Origin of the sequence: Cobetia sp. AM6 (assembly GCF_009617955.1) — a bacterium.
Taxonomy (GTDB): domain Bacteria; phylum Pseudomonadota; class Gammaproteobacteria; order Pseudomonadales; family Halomonadaceae; genus Cobetia; species Cobetia amphilecti.
In genome coordinates this window covers 822,533-844,325 of sequence record NZ_AP021868.1, presented here as the reverse complement: position 1 = coordinate 844,325, position 21,793 = coordinate 822,533, and the positions used below count along the sequence as shown (strand labels likewise).

Sequence of the window (21,793 nt, the reverse complement as noted above, 5' to 3'; positions counted from 1 at the left end):
GCCGTGACGAGCCACACGCTGTCGGCTCGTGAACAGGTCGAATGTCCGAGTCATGGGATCCAAGGATCAAGTTAGTTAGCGAACATCGTATCCGAACCCACCCCTGTGCCGCCAGTCTCATCAAGGCAACAGAGCCGTGCCGCGGGTGGTGACGCGCTCAACAAAGCGCTCGGCAAGAGGCTCGACAATGGGAACATGGCCACTGTCTTGCAAAGGATTGGGGGGATGCGTTTAATGGCGCGGTTCCCGGCGATACGCCACCGCCCTGCCCCCTGCCCCGAGAGTTCTGATGCTATATCCCATCCTTGCAGTCGTCATCGGCCTGATTGGTCTTGTCTGGAGTGCTGATCGCTTCGTCGAAGGAGCCGCGGCCACTGCGTGGCGCGCCGGGATGAGCAAGCTGCTGATCGGGATGACGATCGTCTCCGTCGGCACCTCTGCCCCCGAGATCGTCGTCTCCATCATGGCCTCTCTTGATGGCACTCCGGATATCGCGACCGGCAATGCGCTGGGCTCCAACATCGCCAATATCGGCCTGGTGCTCGGCGTCACGGCGCTGATCGCCCCGATTCCGGTGCATTTCGGGCTGGTGCGTCGCGAGCTGCCGCTGCTGCTGGCGGCCACGGCGCTGGGTGGTTATGCGCTGTCCAACAGCGGACTCGAGCGTCTCGATGGCATCCTGCTGCTGGCCCTGCTGGTCTTCACGCTGGTGTGGCTGTTCAAGGTCGATTCGCCGAGCGAGGCGGAAAGCCAGGATGACGTACCCGAGATGAGCACAGGACGCGCCATCTTCTGGCTGCTGGTCGGGCTGGCGGTGCTGATCGCCAGCTCGCGTGCGCTGGTGTGGGGGGCGACCGACATCGCCCAGGCACTCGGCGTGCCGGAATTGATCATCGGCCTGACCGTGATCGCCATCGGCACCAGCCTGCCGGAACTGGCCGCCAGCGTGGCCAGCGCCCTCAAGCGCCATCACGACATCGCCATCGGCAACGTCATCGGTTCCAACCTGTTCAACATCCTCGCCGTGCTGCCCGTGCCGGGCCTGCTGGCGCCGGGCCCGGTGGATGGCAGCGCCATCAGCCGTGACTATCCGGTGATGCTGGGGCTGACGCTGCTGCTGGCCGCGCTGCTCATCTGGCAGCGCCGTGGGCGCATCGGTCGCGGCCCAGGTGTTATCCTGCTCGCCTGCTATCTGGCCTACACGGCCTGGCTTGCCATCAGCCTGACTCGCTGACGGCAGCGTCTTCATCATCGTTTGCCACGCCGCCGCGCGGGATGACACGCCCTTTCCGCGCGGTTTGAGCCCTGGCCAACCACAGGCAACAATTCGATCATGACCGAGCCTTCCAGCACCCCGCACGCCACCGCGCCTGGCACTTCTGCTTCAAGTCAGTCCGCCGCCAGCCAGTCCGCCGCCGATGAGACTCCGGCCAGCCAGGCGGATTTTCGCGCCAGCGCCCGCCGCACCTTCGCCATTGAGGAAGCGGCCATCGCCGCGCTCGAAAGCCATCTCGATGACGACTTCGACCGCGCCTGTCAGCTGATGCTGGCGACCAAGGGCCGCGTCATCGTGACCGGCATGGGCAAATCCGGCCATGTCGCCAGCAAGATCGCCGCCACCCTGGCCAGCACCGGCACGCCGGCCTTCTTCGTCCACCCCGGTGAAGCCAGCCATGGCGACCTGGGCATGATCACGCCAGCCGATGTGGTGCTGGCGCTGTCCAACTCCGGAGAGACCGCCGAGGTCACGGCGCTGCTGCCGCTCTTGAAGCGCATGGGCACTCCGCTGGTCTCGATGACCGGCAAACCCGGCTCGACCCTGGCGCGTGACGCCGAGGCACATCTGGACACCAGCGTCGCCCAGGAAGCCTGCCCGCTGAATCTGGCACCGACCGCCTCGACCACCGCCGCGCTGGTGATGGGCGACGCCCTGGCGGTGGCACTGCTGGAGGCCCGCGGCTTCACTGCCGAGGAATTCGCGCTTTCCCACCCGGGCGGCAGCCTGGGTCGACGCCTGCTGCTGCGGGTTCAGGACGTGATGCACCAAGGCGATGCCCTGCCGCGCGTGGCACTCGGCAGCCCGCTGCGCGATGCGCTGCTCGAGATCACGCGTCAGGGCATGGGCTTCACCTGCGTAATCGATGATGACGACCACCTGGTCGGCGTCTATACCGATGGTGACCTGCGCCGCACCCTCGACCAGCACGGCGATCTGCGCGCGCTGAAGGTCGATGATGTCATGACCCGTGGCGGCAAGACCGTGCGCGCCAGCATGCTGGCCGCCGAAGCGGTGCGCATCATGGAAGAAAACCGCATCAGCGTTCTGGTAGTCTGTGACGAGGATGAGCACCCCATCGGAGCCATCCATATGCACGGCCTGCTGGCCAGCGGCGTGATCTGAACTCCCGCGGGCGTTCGCTGTCTCTGTTCGACGGCAGATCGTCCCGGCAAGACGCCACCGCTCAACGCCCATCAGCGCCGTTCACAGGACAGCGTCAAGCATGCACGGAGTGCGAGGAGAAAGACCATGAGCGACACGAATTCCCTGAGCGAAGAATATCCGCAGGACATCATCGACCGCGCACGCCGCGTGCGTCTGCTGGCTCTGGATGTCGACGGCGTGCTCACCGACAACCGTCTGCACTACGATGCCAATGGCGTCGAGACCAAGTCCTTCCACGTCCAGGATGGCCATGGCCTCAAGCTGGTGCTGCGCAGTGGCGTTCGCGTTGCGCTGATCACCGGCCGCAGCTCGCCGATGGTCGAGCGTCGCGCCAAGGAACTGGGCATTCAGGATGTCATCCAGGGCCGTGAGGACAAGCTGGTCGCGCTGACCGACCTGTGCCGCGAGCACGGGATCGAGCTGGAAGAAGTCGCCTATTGTGGCGATGACCTGCCGGACCGCGAGGCCATTCGTCGTGTCGGTCTCGGCGTCAGCGTGCCCAACGCCATGGCCTACGTGATGAGCGAGGCCAACTGGGTCACCTCACGCCAGGGCGGCGATGGCGCCGTGCGCGAGCTCTGTGATCTGCTGCTCAAGGCACAGGGCCATTGGGCCTCGGTGCTGGATACTTACCTGCAGGAGTCGCGTCCCTGATGTTACGTCTGCCCCGCCCTTCTCCGCGTCTCTGGCTGATGCTGCTGTTGCTGCTCGTCGGTGGCGTGCTGGCGCTGATCGAGCAGCGCAACAGCCTGGAATCGACCGTCAATGTCGAGGTCGACAGCAGTGAGCCGGATTACTATCTCGACGGGGCAGACATGACACGCTTCGATGCGCGCGGCGTGGCGATCCAGTCAATGACCTCGCCGCATATCGAGCACACGCCAGGCGATGACGTGACCCGGGCGCAGACCCCGAAGATTCGCACCAACGACAGTGAAGACCGCCGCTGGTATGCCACGGGGGACAGTGGCGTGTTGAGCGCCGGCGGCGACACCTTCACCCTCGAGGGCAATGCCAGACTGCGCCAGCCCGATGACCGCTGGACCCTCGATACCGATGTCCTGCACTACAGCCGTGATCAGAATCGCGCCTGGAGTGACGTGCCGGTCGTGATCACCCAGAATGGCCAGCATGTCGAAAGCGACAGCTTCAGCGCCGACCTCTCACAGGATTCCGCCGTGCTGCAGGGCCGTGTTCGCAGCGTCCTGCAACCCGGCACAGGCCAGAGCGAGGCCAGCAAGGAAGCCGAGCGCATCGACTCGGGCGCCGACAGCACCACCTCCGATGATGGGCGCGTCAACAGCACCTTCGAGGCAGCGCCTGCCAGCGGTGAATGAACCCGCCGGGCTGGCCGTCACGCCATGACCCGCGCCGCAACACCTTCTTCTCTGCCGCTCGATGGCATCATTGCTCGGGCGGCGACCCCGTCATGCCAAGGAGCCACCATGACTTCCACGACTCGCAAGCCCTTGACGGCCTGTCGCCAGACCCTCAACAGCGGTGTCATGGCGCTCTGCCTGGCACTGGGCATGTCCACCTTCGCCCCGGCCGCCATGGCGCTGGACAGCGATGCCAGCCAGCCGATCAACATCGCCGCGGACGCCCTGTCGCTCGATGACAAGGCCGGGACCGCCACCTACACCGGCCAGGTGGAAATGCGCCAGGGCAGCATGAAACTCGATGCCAGCCGCGTCGATATCAGCCGCGCCGGCAGCGGCGAGATCTCGCTGGTCAAGGCCACCGGCAAGCGTGCCTACCTGGAACAGCAGCCCGCGCCCGACGAGAAGCTGGTCAAGGGCTGGGCCGACACCATCCGCTACCATGCGCTGGAGCGCCGCGTGGAGCTGGTCGGCAACGCGCGTCTCGAGAAAGGCGATGACACCTTCGAAGGCGGCTACGTGGAGTACTTCCTCGACAAGCGCCAGGTGAACGCCAACAACAGCAAGACGGCACAGCAGACCGAAGGCGGTCGCGTGCACATGACTCTGACGCCGCGCGGCGCCAATGCCAGCAAGGAAAACTGAGTCATGACTGCTGCTACTCCGCGTACGCTGAGCGCTCGCCATCTGGCCAAGGCCTACAAGGGCCGCAAGGTGGTCAAGGACATCTCGCTGGAGATCCGCCAAGGCGACATCGTCGGCCTGCTGGGCCCCAACGGCGCCGGCAAGACGACCTCGTTCTACATGATCGTCGGGCTGGTGCGCGCCGATGCCGGCAACGTCTCCATCGATGACAAGGACCTCTCCGCTGCCGCCATGCATCAGCGTGCACGCGCCGGCATCGGCTATCTGCCGCAGGAGGCGTCGATCTTCCGCAAGCTGTCGGTGGCCGACAACATCATGGCGATCCTGGAGACCCGCAAGGACCTGGATCGCAATGGCCGCAAGGCACGCCTTGAAGAGTTGCTCGAGGAATTCAGCATCACGCACATCCGCGCCAGCGCCGGCATGAGCCTGTCCGGCGGCGAGCGTCGACGGGTCGAGATCGCCCGTGCACTGGCCACCGAGCCGGACTTCGTACTGCTCGATGAGCCCTTCGCCGGCGTCGACCCCATCTCGGTGGGCGAGATCAAGAGCATCGTGCGCCAACTGCGCGATCGTGGCATCGGCGTGCTGATCACCGACCACAACGTGCGCGAGACACTCGATATCTGTGACACCGCCTATATCGTCGGCGATGGCCAGATCATCGCCCACGGTGATGCGGACTCCATCCTGGCCAACCAGCAGGTGCGCGACGTCTACCTGGGCCACGAGTTCACGCTCTAGGGTCAGCGGCTGCGCTGAGCCCACCGGAGGCGAAAGCTTCAAAAGCCGCTGCGTGATTTTATCGCGTAGCGGCTTTTTCATGTCTGACATCAGACGCATGCATGACGTCCATACCACCTTGGTGGAAACATGGCATGCAAGTTGCTTGAATATTCACGACAACCTCTTGTCAGTGCCCCGAGTCACGGTATAGCGTAGTAAGCACGTTCCTTTGCCGTGAATTGACTGACTCCATGAAACCCACCCTGCAACTCCGCCTCGGCACCTCGCTGACCATGACGCCGCAGCTCCAGCAAGCGATCCAGCTGCTGCAGCTGTCGACGCTCGACCTGCGTCAGGAGATTCAGCAAGCCCTCGAGTCCAACCCCATGTTGGAGCTCGACGAGGACTACGAGTCGCTGGATGTCGTCGAGACACAGGATTCGAGCGAGATCTCCACTGCCGACTCCTCGAGCGAGATTCCCGAGGAATACCCCCTCGACAGTGACTGGTCGGACCTCTACCAGGACCACGCCGGTAGCCTGACCAGCTCCGGCAGTGGCAGCGGGAGTGAAGAAGGGCCGGACTTCGATCGCAATACCAGTGTCGAGAGCCTGCAGGACCACCTGCGCTGGCAGCTGGCGATGACCGACCTCGATGGCCGTGAACGCCAGATGGCGGAGAGCCTGATCGATGCCGTCGACGGTGCCGGCTATCTGAGTCTGTCACTCGATGAGCTGGTCGATGGCCTGCGCGGCCAGGGCCTGCCCGGCCTCAAGGCCTCCGAGCTCGAGCAGGTATTGTTGCGTCTGCAGCAGTTCGACCCGACCGGCGTCTTCGCCCGTGATCTGCGCGAATGCCTGCTGCTGCAACTGGCACTGCTGCCGGATGATCTGCCGCTGCTGGCGCAGGCGCGCCGCCTGGTACGTCAATTCCTCGAGGCACTGGGCAACGATGACCGCAAGCTGCTCAAGCGCCGCCTGAGCCTTGATGATGACGAGCTGGACCACGTCATTCGCCTGGTGCGCGCGCTCGACCCGCGCCCGGCATCCGCCTGGGGCGAGCCCGCCAGCGATTACGTGATCCCTGATCTGCTGGTGCGCCATACCCGCCACGGCTGGCAGGTCGAGCTCAACCCGGAAGCGCTACCCAAGCTGCGCATCCAGCCGGAATACGCCGCGCTGATCAAGCGTGCCGACAAGTCCGCCGACAATACCTTCCTCAAGGACAACCTGCAGGAAGCCCGCTGGCTGATGAAGAGCCTGTCATCGCGCAATGACACCCTGCTCAAGGTCGGCCGCGAGATCATGGCGCGCCAGATCGACTTCCTCGAGCAAGGCGAGGAAGGCATGAAGCCGCTGATTCTGGCCAACATCGCCGAAGTGGTCGAGATGCACGAATCGACCATCTCGCGGGTCACGACCCAGAAGTACATCCACACCCCGCGCGGCGTCTTCGAGCTCAAGTTCTTCTTCTCGAGCCAGGTCGGTGGCAGCGGCAGTGGCGACGCCCACTCAAGCACCGCCATTCGTGCCCGCATCCGCAAGCTGATCGCGGAAGAGCCGGCCCGCAAGCCTCTCTCCGACTCACGGCTGGTCGATCTGCTCGCCAGCGATGGCATCGAGGTCGCACGCCGTACCGTGGCCAAGTATCGCGAAGCGATGGGCATCCCGTCCTCCAGCGAGCGCAAGCGTCTGGCCTGACCCGTCACCTGCGGCTGCCATGCCCTGCTCTCACCTCCACAATGGCAGCCGCCGCCAACCTCAAGCGCTGGATTTTCCGCTCATCAGCCTCTGACTTCGCGGGCAGCGGTGCGCCTGTCGCGCGCTCTGTCATCCCGTCAACCGCTCGTCAATTGCCCGTCATGGGCCATGACGGCGCGCAGGATGACGGTAAAAAACCGCCGTTCCGGCAGCGTCATTCACCGTCAATCGCATGTTTTTAAAGTCACTTTTGCGCGTATTGCACCTGGATGACACCCGGACAACCTCCCAAAACGCCGCTTGCTCCACTCAATCGAAGCGCCTGAAAGGCGACGTACATGCAGGGATTGGCGACGAAAACCCGCCTTCTTGCGCGTCTTTCACGCACCACCCACCAGACGTGCCCTTGAAGTCCACTCCGTTACCCCTCACTGAGTTGAAGACAAGCACTGAGCCACGATGCAGCGCAGCGTTGATCTTTGCGCAAAGCTTGGGCATTGTCGGTACAGACGCTCACGACATCTGACGCCACTGGCAAGGGTGCGAAAACATCGCCAGACGGTGGCCGTCAAGCCTGTTGCAGAGCGTCCGATCAGGGTTTGCTCGTAGTCAAAAAGGGTTACAATTGAATGGCAACCCGCTGGATAAAGGAGCGTGTCCATGCAAGTGAATATCACCGGGCATCATGTGGAACTTACCGATCCTCTCCGCGATTACGTCAACGAGAAGCTCGCTCGCCTCGAACGGCATTACGACAACATCACCAATGTTCAGGTGACACTGTCGATCGAGAAGGAGCGCCAGCAGGCTGCCTGCACCTTGCACGCGGCAGGCGCTGACCTCCACGCCCTGGCAGAAGACCCCAACATGTACGCTGCCATCGACGCGCTCGCCGACAAGCTGGATCGCCAGCTGGTCAAACACAAGGAAAAGTCCCAGGCTCGCTCTCAGGGCACCGGGACCCGTTGACCTTCAGCCATGACACTTGATCAGATCCTTCCCCCCGAGCGCACGCTTTACGGTGTCCCCGGGGGGAGCAAGAAGCGGGTGCTTGAATTCTTCAGCACCTTCATCGCACAGAACATTCCCAGCCTGGATAGCCAGGAAGTCTTCTCGCGCCTGATCGGGCGCGAGAGACTGGGGTCGACCGGCATTGGCCACGGTGTGGCCGTGCCCCATGCACGCAGCCCGCATTGCAAGACGCCAATCGCTGCGTTTCTGAAGCTCGGTGAACCCATCGACTTCGATGCCATCGACGGAGAACCCATCGATCTGCTGTTCGTGCTGCTGGTGCCTGAGGAAGCGGATGAGACCCATCTGACGCTGCTCGGGCAGGTCGCGGAATTGCTCAATTCCCCGACCAATCGCTCGGCCCTGCGCCAGGCAGACAGCCAGCGTGCACTCTTTGAGGCATTGACCCAAGCCATCGCCGAATTACCGGCGCGCTGAATGACAGGCCCGGACATCGTCCGGGCTTTCGTCTTGCTGGCCTCCCATCGGCCGATGTACAGCGCACTGATAGCGGGCAGCCCTCTGCCCCACCCCTGCATTCTTTCGACGTTGACCTCGCCCTTGGAGAGCACTTCATGAAGATCGTGATCATCAGCGGCCGCTCCGGCTCCGGGAAATCCATCGCTCTCCAGGCGCTGGAAGACATTGGCTACTACGCCATCGACAATCTGCCCGGCATGCTGCTGGCGCCACTGGTCGATCAGCTCGAAAAGGACAGCCCGGCGCGCCGGCGCATCGCGGTCTCCATCGATGCCCGCAACCTGCCGGAAGCCTTGACCCGCTTCCCCGAATTGCTCGACAACGTCCGCCAGAGCGGCATGGACGTGCAGGTCGTCTACCTGACCACCGATTCGCGAGTGCTGCTGGAACGCTACTCAGCGACCCGTCGTCGTCACCCTCTGACGCGCGACAATGACCACACCCTGGCCGAGGCCATCGAGATCGAGCAGAAGACGCTCGCTCCCATTCGCCAGAAGGCCGATCTGGTCATCGACTCGACCAACCTGAGCGTGCACGACCTGCGCTCGCGGATCACCGAGCAGGTCGCCCAGCACAGCTCCCGCCACCTGACGCTGACCTTTGAATCCTTCGGCTTCAAGCATGGCGTGCCGACCGACGCCGACATGGTGTTCGATGCCCGCTGCCTGCCCAACCCGTACTGGGATATCAATCTGCGCGGCGATACCGGTCGCGATGACAGCGTGGCCGAATTCCTGCAGCGCTACCCCACCGTCCAGGCGATGCATGACGATATCGCTGGCTGGCTGGAACGCTGGCTGCCCGCCTATCAGGACAGCAACCGCAGCTACCTGACGGTGTCCGTGGGCTGCACCGGCGGCCAGCATCGCAGCGTCTACCTGTGCGAGCAGCTGGCGAGCTACTTTGCCGAGCGCCTGCCTGAGGTGCGCCTGCGTCACCGCGAGCTGGGCATTCATACCGCGCTGAGCAACGCGGGTGAGACGATTGGTCAGCAAGAGCATCAGCAAGAGCATCAGCAGGAGCATCGCGATGGCCTCTCGTGAGCTGACGCTGACCAACCGCCGCGGGCTGCACGCCCGCGCAGCCACCAAGCTGGTCAATTGCTGTGCGCCCTATTGCGCGACGGTGATAGTCAGCCATGGCGAGCGACGCGCCAATGCAGCCAATGTAATGGCATTGCTGATGCTGGCCGCGCCCTGCGGCACGACGCTGCTGATCGATGTCGAGGGCGAACAGGCCGATGAGGCGATGCTGGCCATCGAGGCGCTGTTCGAGGCGCGTTTCGAGGAAGACGAATAACCGCCACTGACAGCGCTGTGCAGTTGCGCTGTGAGCCCAGCCTTCCTCCCTCAGCCAGCTCGCTTCTTGATCAACTATCTTTTCGGCCCGCTCGCTTATCGGCCAGCCCCCTCTGGCGGCGTCCTGGCGACACCATTAACTGCTCGCGCAGGATGCCTAGCGCCTGTTCCTTCACCGGTTCCTGCACCTGTCCTTGCGCCTACCCTTGTACCTTTCCCTGCACCTATCCTTGCGCCTGGCAGCCATGCAACGCTGCTTTTGCGCCAGTAGCGGAACGCGGATTGTCCTTTCGATAAGAAACACTGTTTTCTTTTGTCGACGCGCCCCCCTACGCCAATGGTAGAATCAGCGCTGTCCTTCATGTCGACAGGGGAAGCCGACAGATGAGCAAGACGTCTCGTAAACTCAAGCCAAGACTTGATCGCCTGTCACAGGCGCTGGAAAGCGGCGAGCTGGAACAGGCAAGACGCATGCTCAATCGCGGCCTCGCGCCAGTGGACGTGGCCCACCTGCTGGAATCCTCGCCCCCCAAGGAGCGTAATCTGCTCTGGGAGCTGGTCGATGCCGAGCTGCAGGGCGATGTCCTTCAATACCTTGGCGAAGACATCCAGACCGACTTCCTCAAGGACATGGACGCCGTCGACGTTCTCGCCGCCACCGAGAACCTGGAACCGGATGATGTCGCCGACATTCTGCAGCGCCTGCCGAATGCGGTGATTCTCGAGGTCCTCGACTCCATGGAGGCGCAGGAGCGCCTGCGCGTCGAAACGGTACTGTCCTTCCCTGAGGACACCGCCGGCGGCCTGATGAACACGGACACCATCACCATTCGTCCGGACATCACCCTGGACGTGGTGCTGCGCTACATTCGCCGCCACGAGCGCCTGCCCGACTCCACCGATACCCTGCTGGTCGTCTCGCGCCGCGATGAATTCATCGGTGCCCTGCCCATCAATCGCCTGCTGGTCTCTGACCCCGGCGTCACGGTGCGCGAAGTGATGGACACCGACAGCGTGGTGATTCCGGCCCTGATGCCGGAAACCGAAGTCGCCTCGCTGTTCGAGAAGCACGACCTGATCTCGGCACCCGTGGTCGGCGGCGATGGCAACCTGCTGGGTCGTATCACCATCGATGACGTGGTCGACGTCATCCGTGGCGACGCCGAGCACCAGGTGATGTCGATGGCGGGGATGGATGAGGACGAAGACACCTTCTCTCCCGTGATGCGAACCTCGTGGCGCCGCGCCGTCTGGCTCGGCATCAACCTGCTGACCGCCTTCATGGCCTCCGCCGTGATCGGCATGTTCGAAGGCACCATTCAGAAGATCACCGCGCTGGCCGTACTGATGCCCATCGTCGCCAGCATGGGCGGCATCGCGGGCTCTCAGGCACTCACCGTCCTGATTCGCGGTATCGCGCTGGGGCACGTCAAGAGTGGCAATGTCCGCTGGCTACTCAAGCGCGAGGTCATCGTCGCGGGGCTCAACGGCCTGTTATGGGCCGTGGTGGTGGCAGGCATCGCCATCGTGTGGTTCGGGGATGTCCAGCTGGGGGCCATCATCGGCGCCGCGATCATGATCAACCTGTTGATCGCCGCCGTGACGGGCACGCTGCTGCCGGTACTGCTCAAGAAGCTCAATATCGACCCTGCCCTCTCCGGCAGCGTGATATTGACCACCGTGACCGACGTGATCGGCTTCATGGCCTTCCTGGGGCTGGCGACCTGGCTCTACCTGTAATACGCCCGACGGATTCCAGTGACTGCTCCAGAAACAACACGGCCGCTCCCTCGGGAGCGGCCGTGTTGCATCTCGCCTGTCGCGCGATCAGAGAAGCCTCAGCGATCAGCCTTCCAGCTCTTCGTCTTCGCCTTCGGACATGCCCGCGACGGTCATGCCATCGATCAGCCAGCTACCGCTGTGGATGCTGCCACGCGTATCGACATCATCGCCGACCGCCAGCAGATTGGCCGCCATGTCGCGCAGATTGCCGGCAATGGTGAACTCCTCGACCGCATGCTGGATCTCGCCGTTCTCGACCCAGAAACCGGAGGCGCCGCGTGAGTAGTCACCGGTGACGCCGTTGACGCCCTGGCCCATCAGCTCGGTCACCAGCACGCCGGTGCCCATCTGCTTGAGCATCTCATCAAGCGAGGTCAGCGGCGCGGTGATGCGCACGTTGCGCGCGCCGCCGGCGTTGCCGGTGGTCTGCATGTTCAGGCGACGGGCACTGTAGGCGCTCAGCATGTAGCTCTGCACCTTGCCGTCGGCAAAGTAGACATTGTCACGCGTCGCGACGCCATCGTTGTCGAAGGCGGCGCTGGACATGCCACCGACTTCCCGCGGCTTCTCGCCCAGCGTGAACCAGTCGGGGAACAGCGGCTGACCCAGGCTATCGCACAGGAAGCTGGACTCACGGTACAGCGAGCCGCCGGCGATGGCAGACAGGTAGTGACCGACCAGCCCGGCCGACATCTGCGGGTCGAACAGCACCGGCATGCGCCCCGTCGCCACCTTGCGCGCATTCAGACGCGCCAGCGTGCGGCGCGCGGCTTCACGCCCCACCGACTCGGGGGAGCGCAGGTCCGCCGGATTGCGCACGCTGGTGTAGTCATAGTCACGCTGCATGCCCTGTGCATCCTTGGCGATCAGCATGCATGACATCGAGTGGCGGCTGCCGCACTGGCTGGCCAGGAACCCATGGCTGTTGCCATAGACCTGAACGCCTTCACCACTGGAGAAGCTGGCGCCTTCGGACTGCGCGATGCCTTCCACTTCCAGCCCGGCACGCTCACAGGCCAGCGCCAGGTCAGTCGCTTCATCGACGCTGATCGCCCAAGGGTGATGCGCCTTGAGATCAGGGAAGTCGGTGGCCATCAGCTCGGCCGGCGCCAGACCGGCAAAACTGTCTTCGCCGGTATAGTGCGCGATGGAGACCGCCTTCTCGACCGCGGCACGAATCGAGTCGCTGCCGGCATCGGAAGATGTCGCGCTGCCCTTGCGATTGCCGAGATAGACGGTCACGCCGATGCCCTGGTCACGCGACAGTTCGACCGTCTCGACTTCGCCGTCACGCACCGAGATGCTGACGCCCTGATCGACGCTGGCACCGACCTCACAGGCGTCGGCACCCAGGCTGCGGGCAAGCTCGAGAGCTTCGCTGACGCGACGCTCGAGCAGTTGTTGCTGAGCAACGGCATCAAAGGCCTGGCTCATGTTGTTCTCCTTCTGAGGAGACGGGGGCCCGGCAGTGCTATACTGCCGCAAATTTCCCCGACTCATTGGAATTGGCATGCGTAAAGAAAGACCCGAGGAGCTCGTCGAGCGCCCCAGCAAGTCCCAGTTGAAGCGCGAGATGATCGAGCTGCAGGCGCTGGGCAAGAAGATCATCGATCTGCCGGAAGGCCAGCGCGCCAAGTTCCCGCTCTCTGACGACATGCTGGCCGCCATCGAGGAGACCCATCGCATTCGTAGTCACGAAGGCCTGCGTCGCCACATGCAGTACGTCGGCAAGCTGATGCGCAAGGAAGACCTGGACGCCGTGCGTGCCGTCTTCGAAGCCATGGAGCAGCAGAACGTGCGTCGCGATGCTTCCTTCCAGCGTCTCGAACGCTGGCGCGATCGCCTGCTGGACGACGATGAAGCCTTCGTGATCTTCGTCGAGGATTATCCTCACGTGGACCGTCAGGCCCTGCGTCAGCTGATCCGCAATGCGCGTGCCGAACGTGACGCCGGCAAACAGCCCAACAGCGCCAAGAAGCTCTTCAAGCTGCTGCGGGCCGAACTCGACCTCTGACACGGGGTCTGCCGCTCACGCGCTGCTCTGACGTACTGCTTCTGACGAGCTGATCCTCAAGCGCTTCCTCGACACCGCCATGGCCCTGCCACGGCGGTGTCGTCGTATTCATCGCTTCATTGTGAACGCGACCCGCTCAGGATTGCGTGCCGCCGACCGTCAGCTCATCGAGCTTCAGCGTCGGCTGACCGACCCCGACGGGCACGGACTGGCCGTCCTTGCCACACACGCCGACACCGGTATCCAGCTCCAGGTCGTTGCCGATCATCGAGACGCGGCCCATGGCTTCCGGCCCGTTGCCGATCAGGGTCGCGCCCTTGACCGGCGTGGTCACCTTGCCGTCTTCGATCAGATAAGCTTCGCTTGCGGAGAACACGAAGCGCCCGGAGGTGATGTCGACCTGGCCACCGCCGAAGCTGACCGCGTATATGCCACGCTTGACGCTCTTGATGATCTCCTGCGGATCGCGATCGCCACCCAGCATGTAGGTATTGGTCATGCGCGGCATCGGCAGGTGCGCGAAGGACTCACGACGCGCATTGCCCGTCGGTGCCATGCCCATCAGGCGGGCATTGAGCTTGTCCTGCATGTAGCCGGTGAGGATGCCATCCTCGATCAGCGGCGTGTACTGCCCCGGGGTACCTTCGTCATCGACGGACAGCGAGCCACGGCGATCGGCCAGGGTCGCATCATCGACAACGGTGACGCCGCGTGCCGCGACCTGCTCGCCCATGCGGCCCGAGAAGGCAGAGCTGCCCTTGCGGTTGAAGTCACCTTCCAGACCATGACCGACCGCCTCGTGCAGCAGCACGCCCGGCCAGCCATTGCCCAGCACCACCGGCATCTGACCGGCCGGTGCATCGATGGCCTCGAGATTGACCAGCGCCTGGCGCACGGCTTCACGCGCGTAACGCTCGGCGACATTCTCATCGCGCAGACGGGTCAGCGGGAAACGACCACCGCCACCGGCACTGCCACGCTCGCGACGGCCATTGCGCACCGCGATCACGCTGATGTTGAAACGCACCAGCGGACGCAGGTCCGCGGCGAGGGTGCCATCGCTGGCACGCACCATCACCACCTCGTAAAGCGCCGACAGCGAGGCCGATACCTGACTGATGGACGGGTCAAGGCTGCGCGCGATGCGGTCCGCTTCCTTGAGCATCGCGACCTTGTCCTCGGCGCTCAGGCCATTCAGTGGGTCGATGCCCGCATAGAAGGACGGTGCCTCGGTGATGATCGAGCGCGCGACCGTGCCGCTGCTGCCGCTGCGCGAGATACCCGCCGCAGTGCGGCCAGTGTCGGCAAGGGCGGCGGCATCGATCTGATTGGAGTACGCGAAGCCGGTCTTTTCCCCCGCCAGTGAGCGTACGCCCACGCCGCCATCGATGTTGTAGCTGGCGTCCTTGACGACGCCGTCTTCCAGCACCCAGCTCTCCTGCCAGATACGCTGGAAGTAGAGGTCGGCATAGTCGGTGCCCGGGCCCATGGCATGTGCCAGGCCAGCATCCAGATCATCCAGGCTGAGCCCGCCCGGGGTCAGCAACAGGGCCGCGGCATCGTCGAGCACGCGACCGGAACTCGCATTTTGCGTCATTCGGCACTTTCCAGAGTAATGTTCGGGTCGCCCCAGGGGCCTGATACCCGATAGTGAATTTGCGTCACCTTGTCGATGAAGCGGCCGAAGATCTTGTCGGCCACGAACAGCGCCCCGCCCACGGCGGGTGCGCCTGCCAGCACGGCGGCCAGCGGAAGGTTCTGGCTGACCGGCACCGTGATGGCCATGCGTTGATCAAGGGTACCGCGAAGCAGATCGACCTGCCCGTTGAGTGTCACGGTGGTGGACGGCGCCTCGATACGCAAGGGGCCATCGCTTTCCAGCCGCCCATCGAAGAGCGTCGCTGCGCCGCGCACCTTGTCGAAGGCCGTCCCCTTGTCGGTGACATCAGAGAAGTCCAGCGACAGCCGGCGCAGCAGGTTATCCACATTGACCAGCCCCAGCAGGCGGGCGGAGGTCGAGCCCAGATTCAGGAAGCGTCCGTCATCCAGCTTGATCTCGACGCGACCATTGGAGCGCGACAGGGCAAAGTCCTGCGGCGCACCGGGCCAGGCCAGCTTGACCTCGGCCCGGGCGCGGTCCGCCTCGATGCCGCGCGGCTGGGAGAGACGCTCGAGCAACCCGCCCAGATCACTGCCATCGGCGGACAGGCGAGCGCGCGTCAGACTGTTGGTGCCGGCATCTTCCCAGGTGATGTTGCCCACCGCGGTGATCTTGCCCAGCGTGATGGAGAGCGGCAACACCACCAGCTGCTGGCTGTCGGCGGTCCAGTCAGCACTGATCGGTCCCAGCTGCTGATCGCGCCAGATGAGGTGTGCCAGACGCAGACTGCCCGCGGGCAGGTCGGCAAGCTCAGCAGGATACGGCGTCGGCTCGATGCCGACATCGATAGCCTCGGTAAAGTTGCCTGGCGCACTGGCGGTCTGCGTCTCCTGCTCGGCATCCGCGGGCCACAGGGCATCGAGATTCAGGGTGTCCAGGTCCAGAATCAGCGGTCGCGCGGCGCCTGACTGCCACACCAGCTCGCCACTGGCGAGCTGACCATCCAGCGTCGCGGCCAGCCCCAGCCCTTGCTGCTGCGAGCTCTGGCGCGGCGCGGCCTCGAGCGTCATCGGCCCCGTACACCGGGACTGGATCATCAGGCAATCGGTGGCAACGCGCAGGCGTGACAAGGCACGCAGGGGGTCGCTCTGCTCAGCGTCGCTGCCCCCATCACTCGCGCTGCCCTCTCCACTCACGCCACCTTCACCGGAGAGCGCTCCCGCCCACGGCTTCCAGAGCTCGGGGGCGAGAGTCGGTGTGCGCCAGGCGATGTCCCAGCCGGTCTGGGTGGGCCACTGCGGGTCACTCGGCCAACGCTCCAGCCACAGCTGTCCCGTCATCGGCACCGTGCTGCCATCGTCACGCGTATTGCCGCCTTTCCAGCGTGCGCGGGCGCGATTGTCGAGGCGAACATCGCCGCCACCCTCCGCGAGCCCGATATCCACCGCTAGCGGAGCCGCCTGATCGCGCGTCTTGCCAAAGGGTGCCGGCAGATTGATGGCGACTCCCTTGAGGTCACTCGAGAGCGCCAGACTGGCGCCGTCATCCGGCAGCATCAGGCGCGCCTGGTAGTTGAACTCGCCGCCCAGCGCACGCGGGGTCTCGCCGTCCTGCAAGGCGGCCCGGGTGTTCTCGGCGGCATCGCCGATCAGGTGCTCGGGCGCGCCCAGCCAGCTCAGCACCGGTGCCAATGGCGCCTTGCCGTCGAAGGTGATCGCGCCCTTGCTGCTTGAGTCTGCCTGCCCGATGTTGAGCGCCGCCTTGACCGCACCGCCGAACAACTTGCCGGAGAGATTGCCGGTCAACTGCTCACGGCGCCCCTCGGGGCGCGATGGGTCATGCACGAACTCGAGCGGCCCGCGAATGCCGTCAACCTCGATGCCCGGCCCCGGGAAGGCCAGCGTCGCCGCCTGGCGCTCGCCGACCTTGCCCGCCGCCGTGATGCGCGTCTGCTCGGCGTCCTCCAGCGGCACGCGGATGTCCATCGTCGCATCCACCGAGCCCTTGCCCTGCCATTCGGCGATCAGCGCTGCGGTATCCTCGAGCGGCGCATGCGAGAGCAGATCGAACAGCGCCTCGACGCTGCCGGTCACATCACCCTGAATCTTCAAGGTGTTGTCCTGCATGTCGACGTCGGCCTGACGCACCGCCAGGGGCGCTGCACTGCCAAGCGCCGCAACCGGCTGAGAGTGCGCCGCCGCGACCGTGGCACTCAACGTATTGTCGTGCAGCGCGAGATTGCCCTTCACGCCCTCCAGCGCAGGCCAGCCCTCGGCGTAACCGAGTCGCCCATCCTCGATGGCAAGCTCAAGGTCCATCGAATCGCCGGGGCCATAGCCATTTTCACCATTGTCGTCATCCCACACCTGGGTGAGATGCAGGCTGCCCTCGGGGACCTGCCCCGCAACATCGCGCGTCAACCACTCGCTCAGCGCCGGGTCCAGCACCTTCATCGGCAACCAGGAGGCCAGCGGAATGCTGCGGGCGTCCACGTCGCGCATCTCGAGATCCAGCTGGAAGCGATCATGGTCCTGTGCGGGAATCTGCAGGCCGAAGCCGCCCGTCACATCGGCGCCAGCGCGCTGGATATGCAGGTCATGCCCCGAGACGCTGCTGCCACTGTCATCGACCTTGACCTCGACCACCCCGTCGGCGGCCTCGAGCTGCCAGCCGTCGCCGAAGACCTCGGGGAAGTCGAAGCGCATGCCCGGGTCGCCACGAAACGCGATCCGGCTCGCGATGCCACCCTCATCAAGACTCTGCGCGGTGACCCAGGCCGCCAGGGGGCCGAGTCCCGGGGCGCCCTGCCAGGGGTCCACCTCGGCGCCGGTGAGGCCCAGCGCCAGCTTCATGGTCAGCGGGGTATCGAGGCCGATCCCGGCCAGCGACAGGGAGAGGCCGGTGGCCGTGCCACGCGGATCGAGAGACTCGAGCACATTGCCCAGCTCGCCGAGCGCCAGCACATTGCGCCAGCGCGCCACCTTCTCCAGATCGAAACTGCTGGTGACCAGCGACACACTGCCCTCGGCGAGATCCCCCGACAGCGAAATACGCTCGGGCAGACTGGCAAGCGCCGCGGAGACTTCTGGCGATGACGCCGCTTGCGGCGTCTGGCCGTCACTGTCAGCCGCCGGAACGCCGGGCGCCGGAGTGCCGGCCACCGGAGCGCCGGCCGCCGGGGCATCATCGAGTTGCGTGGCGCCGACCGAGATCTGATTGAGCCAGGCCTGCCAGCGATCACTGCCCGCCAGGTCGCGCAGCCACTGGCCACGCGCATGAATGTCCTTGAGCGCCAGCTGGGCGCCATGGTGATCCAGCGTCAGGCGATTGAGATCGAGGCGCAGACGAGCATCTTCCAGTCGCGCGTCACGCCAGCGCGCCCACAGCGTCGCGTTGCCATCGGCATCGCGCAGCATCAGGCTGTCGCGCTCGCCCATCAGGCGCCCGACACTCGCCAGCGCACCGGCGTCCAGCTCCATCTGCAGCTGGGCCGAGTAGTCGGCGAGACCGTCGTCTCCCGGCAGCACCTCCAGCACGGCGCTGACACCGGCCTGAGGCGATTCCCCGACCCGCAACTGGCCCTCCAGATGCGCGCGATCGCCTTCTCCCGACAGCAACAGCTCGGCGGCATTCAGGTTGAGGGTATCGTTGCGACCATGCAGCACCAGGCGCACGTCCTCGAGCCGCACACGCTGACGTGCCAGCAGCGCCAGCCCCTGCTCCGTCTGCGCAAGGCTCATCTGTCCTTCGGGTTCGAGCGCTTCGGGAGGACGCGGCGGCCCCGGCCAGCCCCAGCTGCCATCTTCGCGCTGGTACAGGTGCACGATGACGCCGGTGGCGGTGGCGCGATCAAAGACAGGCGCCAGATGGCGCAGGGAGGAAAGTACATCGAGACGGGTTTCCAGATGCGACACGCTCAACAGCGGCGCCGCCTGCATCTCATTGGGTCGAAAGAGGTTCAGCCCCGACAGCTTGATGGCCGGATCAAGGTGATCCATGCGGCCCTCAAGCGATGACATCCCCACATTGGAGTGGGTCTGGGTGGCAATGAAGTCACTGATGGACTCACTGCGCGAATCCAACGTGGTCAACCACCAGCGCAGGCCCCCGATCAGGATGGCCAGCAACGCCAGCAGCACCGCGAGCGCCATCAGCAGCCCGCGCGCCCAGCGCCGCCCACGCGAGGGTGGCGCTGGCGTCGCAGCTGACGAAGACGGGGCGTCTTCGACGCCCTCCTGCGCCGCCTCTTGCGAGGTAGAACGTGCCGCCTCTGGTGAGGTAGAACGGGTCACTGGTGGTTCTCCGAACAGGACAGACTCACGATGTGGATAACGCGACTCCCGGCTTCATCGCAGGCGCGGCGGCTGACAGATCACATGAGCACAATATCGTACTGCTCCTGGGTGTAATGCGCCTCGACCTGGAAGCGGATGGTCTTGCCGATGAAGCTCTCGAGGTCCGCCACGGCCGCGGATTCCTCGTCCAGCAGGCGATCGACCACGTTCTGCGAGGCCAGCACCATGTAGGTATCCGGGCTGTAGGCGCGCTCTTCGCGCATGATCTCGCGGAAGATCTCGTAGCAGACCGTCTCCGGCGTCTTGAGGGTGCCGCGCCCCTGACAGGTCGGGCAGGCCTCGCACAGCACCTGCTCCAGACTCTCGCGCGTGCGCTTGCGCGTCAGCTGCACCAGGCCCAGCTCGGTCACGCCGGTCATCTTGTTCTTGGCATGATCACGCTCCAGCGACTTCTCGAGCACGCGCAACACCTGGCGCTGGTGCTCGGTCTCTTCCATGTCGATGAAGTCGATGATGATGATGCCGCCGAGATTGCGCAGGCGCAGCTGGCGCGCGATGGCGGTCGCCGCCTCGAGATTGGTCTTGAAGATGGTCTCTTCGAGGTTGCGATGACCGACAAAACCACCGGTGTTGACGTCGATGGTGGTCATCGCCTCGGTCTGGTCGATCACCAGATAGCCGCCACTCTTGAGCTGCACCTTGCGGCCCATCGCCTTGTGCAGCTCATCCTCGACACTGAACAGATCGAAGATCGGCCGCTCGCCGGGGTAATACTCGATGCGCCCTTCCATGTCGGGCATGAACTCGCTGGCGAATTCCTTGAGCCGGATGAAATTCTCGCGCGAGTCGATGCGCACGCGCTCGATCTCGTCACGCATCACGTCGCGCAGCGTGCGCATGAACAGCGGCAGATCATCATAGATCACGCTGGGCACGGCGGCGGTCAGGCGACGCTCGCTGACCTTGCGCCACAGGCGCAGCAGGAAATGCATGTCCTGTTTGAGCTCCGCCTCGCTGATGCCTTCGGCCGCCGTGCGCAAAATGAAGCCGCCAGGGGCTTCCGGATCCAGCGCCGTCAGGCACTGCTCGGTGAGCTCCTTGAGGCGGTCTCGCTCGGCATCGCTCTCGATGCGCTGCGACACGCCGGTATGCGGCGAGTCCGGCATGTAGACCAGATAGCGTGACGGCACCGACAGATGCGTGGTCAGCCGGGCGCCCTTGGTGCCGATGGGGTCCTTGGTGACCTGCACCACCAGTGGCTGGCCTTCGCTGAGCAGCTCGCGGATCGAGAGCTGCTCATCATGCGGCGTGTGCGCCGGCATGACTTCCTGGGCATGGATGAAGGCGGCCCGTTCGAGACCGATGTCGATGAAGGCCGCCTGCATGCCGGGCAACACTCTCACCACCTTGCCACGGTAGATGTTGCCGACGATGCCGCGTCGCCCGCTGCGTTCGATGAAGGCTTCCTGCAGGACACCGTTCTCGACCACCGCCACGCGGGTCTCCATCGGTGTCAGGTTGATCAATACCTCGCCGCTCATAGCGCAAGTCCTTGTAAAGTCGTTGCTTGCGATTATGACATAGCAAGGGAGCCCCCGGCTGTGATCTATCGACTAAGGATTTCCTGCAACGGGTATTTTGTGCCACGCACGCACGCCATCGTCCTTCACGATGGCGCTGGAGCGCTGTCTCGACACCCGACTGACGCAGTGCGAAACATCGTCCATCAGAGCGGTTGCCACGGCTGAACGCCCGCCTTGCTCAGAAGCTCTGCGGTCTCATGCAGCGGCAGCCCGACCACGGCGCTGTAACTGCCCTCGAGATGACTGACGAAGACGGCGCCGAGCCCCTGGATGGCGTAGCCACCTGCCTTGTCAGCCGGCTCACCGGTCGCCCAGTAGCGCGCGGCCTCCTCTGGGGTGATGGTGCGGAAAGTCACGCGGCTCTCGACCAGCTCGCTCGCGCAGCGCATGTCGCGCCCGGCGTCGCCATGACACAGCGCCACGCCACTGAGCACCTGATGGCTGCGCCCCGACAGGCTGAGCAGCATCTCGCGCGCATCGGCCTCATCGCGCGGCTTGCCGAGAATGCGCCCATCCAGTGCCAGCGCGGTATCCGCGCCGAGCACTCGCCGCCCCGCCGTCTGGCCTGCCGTCCGCTGCGCCAGGGCCGCGAACCCGGCCTGCGCCTTCTCCCGCGCCAGCCGCAGCACATAATGCTCCGGCGACTCATTGGCCTGCGGCGTCTCATCGATATCCACCGGCGCCACCTCACATTGGATACCGATACTGGCCAGCAGGTCACGACGACGCGGCGACCCCGAAGCCAGAATCAATTCCGCTTGAGCAGCGCCCTGTTGAGCAATGCCCTGTTCATCAGTGCCCTGTTGAACAACGCCCTGAGACATCACTTTGCGCTGC

At 64.6% G+C, this 21,793-nt stretch carries 18 protein-coding genes; 13 read left to right on the top strand and 5 right to left on the bottom strand.

What is annotated here, in order from left to right:
• Nucleotides 1-289: 289 nt before the first annotated feature.
• The 12 genes from CLAM6_RS03590 to mgtE all read left to right on the top strand — a co-directional run bounded on the left by CLAM6_RS03590 (nucleotide 290) and on the right by mgtE (nucleotide 11,422).
• Entirely contained in the window at nucleotides 290-1,234 is a 945-nt protein-coding gene (locus CLAM6_RS03590) for a calcium/sodium antiporter (protein WP_043332549.1), read from the top strand.
• A gap of 99 nt (nucleotides 1,235-1,333) precedes the next feature.
• Nucleotides 1,334-2,401 (top strand): KpsF/GutQ family sugar-phosphate isomerase, encoded by a 1,068-nt coding sequence (locus tag CLAM6_RS03585; protein ID WP_153635172.1) that lies wholly within the window; start codon nucleotides 1,334-1,336, stop codon nucleotides 2,399-2,401.
• Between the two features lie 126 nt (nucleotides 2,402-2,527).
• Complete coding sequence (locus CLAM6_RS03580) at nucleotides 2,528-3,097, top strand: KdsC family phosphatase (RefSeq protein WP_052384400.1); 570 nt, start codon at nucleotides 2,528-2,530, stop codon at nucleotides 3,095-3,097.
• Nucleotides 3,097-3,780, top strand: coding sequence for an LPS export ABC transporter periplasmic protein LptC (gene lptC / locus CLAM6_RS03575; protein WP_153635171.1), 684 nt, complete (start codon nucleotides 3,097-3,099; stop codon nucleotides 3,778-3,780). The genes CLAM6_RS03580 and lptC overlap by 1 nt, the downstream gene beginning before the upstream one ends.
• 108 nt (nucleotides 3,781-3,888) lie before the next feature.
• Nucleotides 3,889-4,467 (top strand): lipopolysaccharide transport periplasmic protein LptA, encoded by a 579-nt coding sequence (lptA, locus tag CLAM6_RS03570; RefSeq protein WP_225347607.1) that lies wholly within the window; start codon nucleotides 3,889-3,891, stop codon nucleotides 4,465-4,467.
• Nucleotides 4,468-4,470: 3 nt separating this feature from the next.
• A complete protein-coding gene (gene lptB, locus CLAM6_RS03565) occupies nucleotides 4,471-5,211 on the top strand; it encodes an LPS export ABC transporter ATP-binding protein (RefSeq protein ID WP_043332551.1) in 741 nt (246 codons plus the stop codon).
• A 233-nt stretch (nucleotides 5,212-5,444) separates the two neighbouring features.
• On the top strand, nucleotides 5,445-6,893 hold the full coding sequence (locus CLAM6_RS03560; protein ID WP_054555105.1) for an RNA polymerase factor sigma-54: 1,449 nt from the start codon (nucleotides 5,445-5,447) through the stop codon (nucleotides 6,891-6,893).
• A gap of 660 nt (nucleotides 6,894-7,553) precedes the next feature.
• Nucleotides 7,554-7,862 carry a ribosome hibernation-promoting factor, HPF/YfiA family gene (hpf, locus tag CLAM6_RS03555; RefSeq protein WP_043332555.1) on the top strand — a complete coding sequence of 103 codons (309 nt, stop codon included), beginning with the start codon at nucleotides 7,554-7,556 and terminating at the stop codon, nucleotides 7,860-7,862.
• Nucleotides 7,863-7,871: 9 nt separating this feature from the next.
• Complete coding sequence (locus CLAM6_RS03550) at nucleotides 7,872-8,342, top strand: PTS sugar transporter subunit IIA (RefSeq protein WP_043332557.1); 471 nt, start codon at nucleotides 7,872-7,874, stop codon at nucleotides 8,340-8,342.
• 137 nt (nucleotides 8,343-8,479) lie between these two features.
• Nucleotides 8,480-9,427 carry an RNase adapter RapZ gene (gene rapZ / locus CLAM6_RS03545; RefSeq protein WP_052384402.1) on the top strand — a complete coding sequence of 316 codons (948 nt, stop codon included), beginning with the start codon at nucleotides 8,480-8,482 and terminating at the stop codon, nucleotides 9,425-9,427.
• The gene (locus CLAM6_RS03540) at nucleotides 9,414-9,683 is read left to right on the top strand and encodes an HPr family phosphocarrier protein (RefSeq protein ID WP_153635170.1); all 270 of its coding nucleotides are present in this window, start codon (nucleotides 9,414-9,416) and stop codon (nucleotides 9,681-9,683) included. The genes rapZ and CLAM6_RS03540 overlap by 14 nt, the downstream gene beginning before the upstream one ends.
• A 383-nt stretch (nucleotides 9,684-10,066) precedes the next feature.
• The gene (gene mgtE, locus CLAM6_RS03535) at nucleotides 10,067-11,422 is read left to right on the top strand and encodes a magnesium transporter (RefSeq protein WP_043332561.1); all 1,356 of its coding nucleotides are present in this window, start codon (nucleotides 10,067-10,069) and stop codon (nucleotides 11,420-11,422) included.
• 105 nt (nucleotides 11,423-11,527) lie between these two features.
• Here mgtE and pmbA read toward each other — a convergent pair whose 3' ends face one another.
• Complete coding sequence (gene pmbA, locus CLAM6_RS03530; RefSeq protein ID WP_153635169.1) at nucleotides 11,528-12,898, bottom strand: metalloprotease PmbA; 1,371 nt, start codon at nucleotides 12,896-12,898, stop codon at nucleotides 11,528-11,530.
• A 76-nt stretch (nucleotides 12,899-12,974) separates the two neighbouring features.
• Here pmbA and yjgA point away from each other — a divergent pair, with 76 nt between their 5' ends.
• Nucleotides 12,975-13,478, top strand: coding sequence for a ribosome biogenesis factor YjgA (gene yjgA / locus CLAM6_RS03525; protein ID WP_043332563.1), 504 nt, complete (start codon nucleotides 12,975-12,977; stop codon nucleotides 13,476-13,478).
• Nucleotides 13,479-13,614: 136 nt separating this feature from the next.
• Here yjgA and tldD read toward each other — a convergent pair whose 3' ends face one another.
• The 4 genes from tldD to CLAM6_RS03505 all read right to left on the bottom strand — a co-directional run bounded on the left by tldD (nucleotide 13,615) and on the right by CLAM6_RS03505 (nucleotide 21,780).
• Nucleotides 13,615-15,075 (bottom strand): metalloprotease TldD, encoded by a 1,461-nt coding sequence (gene tldD, locus CLAM6_RS03520; RefSeq protein WP_153635168.1) that lies wholly within the window; start codon nucleotides 15,073-15,075, stop codon nucleotides 13,615-13,617.
• Entirely contained in the window at nucleotides 15,072-19,370 is a 4,299-nt protein-coding gene (locus tag CLAM6_RS03515) for a YhdP family phospholipid transporter (protein WP_153635167.1), read from the bottom strand. The genes tldD and CLAM6_RS03515 overlap by 4 nt, the downstream gene beginning before the upstream one ends.
• Nucleotides 19,371-19,450: 80 nt before the next feature.
• Nucleotides 19,451-20,914, bottom strand: a complete 1,464-nt coding sequence (rng, locus tag CLAM6_RS03510; protein WP_043332570.1) for a ribonuclease G — start codon at nucleotides 20,912-20,914, stop codon at nucleotides 19,451-19,453.
• A 185-nt stretch (nucleotides 20,915-21,099) separates the two neighbouring features.
• Complete coding sequence (locus tag CLAM6_RS03505) at nucleotides 21,100-21,780, bottom strand: Maf family protein (RefSeq protein ID WP_153635166.1); 681 nt, start codon at nucleotides 21,778-21,780, stop codon at nucleotides 21,100-21,102.
• Nucleotides 21,781-21,793: the final 13 nt, after the last annotated feature.